The 2,080-nt window shown below is 54.0% G+C and carries 2 protein-coding genes; one reads left to right on the forward strand and one right to left on the reverse strand.

Features of this window, described 5'->3' with window-relative positions; genetic code table 11:
* Positions 1-139: 139 nt before the first annotated feature.
* Complete coding sequence (locus Q1A89_RS23420; protein WP_299734145.1) at positions 140-1,006, reverse strand: LysR family transcriptional regulator; 867 nt, start codon at positions 1,004-1,006, stop codon at positions 140-142.
* Between the two features lie 260 nt (positions 1,007-1,266).
* On the opposite strand from Q1A89_RS23420, the gene Q1A89_RS23425 reads away from it, so the two are divergent.
* Positions 1,267-1,881, forward strand: a complete 615-nt coding sequence (locus Q1A89_RS23425) for a hypothetical protein (RefSeq protein WP_299734147.1) — start codon at positions 1,267-1,269, stop codon at positions 1,879-1,881.
* Positions 1,882-2,080 lie beyond the last annotated feature (199 nt).

Here is a 2,080-nt window from a genome sequence, read left to right on the forward strand (position 1 = left end):
CTCATAAGCAGACTTTGACACCTGCACTATGGCGCATTGCGACGCCGGTTGAAGCAGGAGCCATCCACCCCATCAGCAATGCGGGCTGCGACCGCAGAATCTCAAACGGGTGCTGAACGGCAGGAATGGGCCGTGGACGCTAGCCTCGCGCCATCTCCTTCACGAGTTCATCAGCTTCCGGTCGCGTTGCTTGGTGCCGATATCTGAGCGCTACGATGTCCCTTTGAATGTGCATGTCTTCGATTGGCATTGTCGTTAACGCAATGTCGTTGGGGATGGCGGTCTCAGGCAGGATAACTGCACCGGAACCTTGGCGTGCCAGATCAATGAGCCAATCCACGCGGTTGGACCGGTAGGAAGCGTATAGGGAATGTCCGAGATCAGAACAGGTCGCATGCAAGGTGTCTCGCATCTCGCAGTTTGGCCGATCCAGCATGGTTGTCTTTGCAAGATCACAGAGAGTAACGGCATCCAACTTGGCCAAGTCGTGGTCCTTTTTCACCACCACACGGTACTGCTCGTCATAGAGATGATCTATTCGATACAGGTCAGGGCTCGCATCGGTTGAGGCGACGACAACATCCAATAGCCCGTCTCGAAGCTTCGAAAGCAGGTCTTCTGTCCGTCCTACAATCAGCTCAATTTCCGCTTGTGGAAGGCGTTCCCTAAACCTTTCCACCGCTGTAGCGATTTTGTTGTTCCCGACCGTATCCCCAATGCCGATGCCTATTGGCACGCGTTCCAGTCGTGTGTGTCGCACCGCCTCGGCTTTGGCTTCAAGCGTTTCTGCATAAACTCGCTCAAGTCTTGGTTTTACTAGTTGCCCAAGCGGTGTGAGGCGGCAACCTGCACGATCGCGGATGAACAACGCACCGCCAAGTTCGTCCTCAAGCTTCTTGATTGCTGTTGTGAGCGAGGGTTGTGAAACATTGGACGCGCTTGCTGCGTGGGTGAAGTTGTGGTGCTCGCACACAGCCAGGAAGTAGCGAACTTGGTTCATTTCCATAGTGGTTGGACTCCCGTCTCATTGCTTCGAATGAACCATAGCCACTGCCTATCGTAAAATAGAATCTCGGAATTGGAGCTGAAGACACCCGTCGTGAGACAAGAGTGCATCGAAACGAACTCAGATGAACTCAAACCAGGAGACAACAAATGAAAACTCAAATCCTCAACGCACTCGGCGCAATCGCACTGATCGCAACCGCATCCACTTCTCACGCACAGGAAAACGTTATGGACAACTACACCGCAAGCTATATCGCAATGCCAGCCGCCGAAGGCCAAACGGAAGCCTTCGCCGAGTTTCTGTCCGGTGCTGCCCCCGTCGTAAAGGACACAGAACCAGGAACCGAGCTTTGGTTCGCGCTGCGAGACAACGACACACTGGCCATCTTTGACATTTTCGTTGACGAAGAAGCACGCAATGCGCATTTCTCGGGCGCTGTCGCAGGTGCTTTGAACGAAAACGCTGATGCTCTCGTTGCTGGTGGTTGGGATGCTGGCGTTGTCGCCAACATCAACAACTCAAACGTACTTTCGGCCAAGGCGCCTGTCGATCTATACAGCGCGACAACGGCCACTTACATCGCCATCGAGGCTGCACCCGGCAAAGCGGACGACTTGGCAGCCTTATTGACCGCAGCCGGTCCCATCGTCGCCGAAACAGAACCGAAAACTCTGTTCTGGGTGGCCTTGCAAATCGACGAAAAAAACTTCGCGATCTACGACATCTTCGCTGACAACTCAGGCCGCGAAGCCCATTTTGCCGGTCAGGTTGCAGGTCTTCTGAATGCGCAGGCTTCTGATCTGGTCAAAGGCGGTTGGGATGACGGCGTTGTCGCCAACGTGCGCAACTACGACATCCTCGCCATCAAGTGAGCCAATGACATATGCAGTGAGAGCCCCGTTCGAATGCGGGGCTCTCTTTGTTGTTTCCATGAGAAATCAAAGACTGCTATTGGGAAGCTGCACTGCGGCGCTAGCTAACCCAACAAATGTCGTCTGTGGGTGGCTCCTGCATTGCAAGAGTTTTTTAGCGATTTTCGCGGTCGTTTCGTCAGTACTGTCGTCTGTCCGG

The organism is uncultured Tateyamaria sp., assembly GCF_947503045.1.
In the GTDB taxonomy this organism is placed as follows: domain Bacteria; phylum Pseudomonadota; class Alphaproteobacteria; order Rhodobacterales; family Rhodobacteraceae; genus Tateyamaria.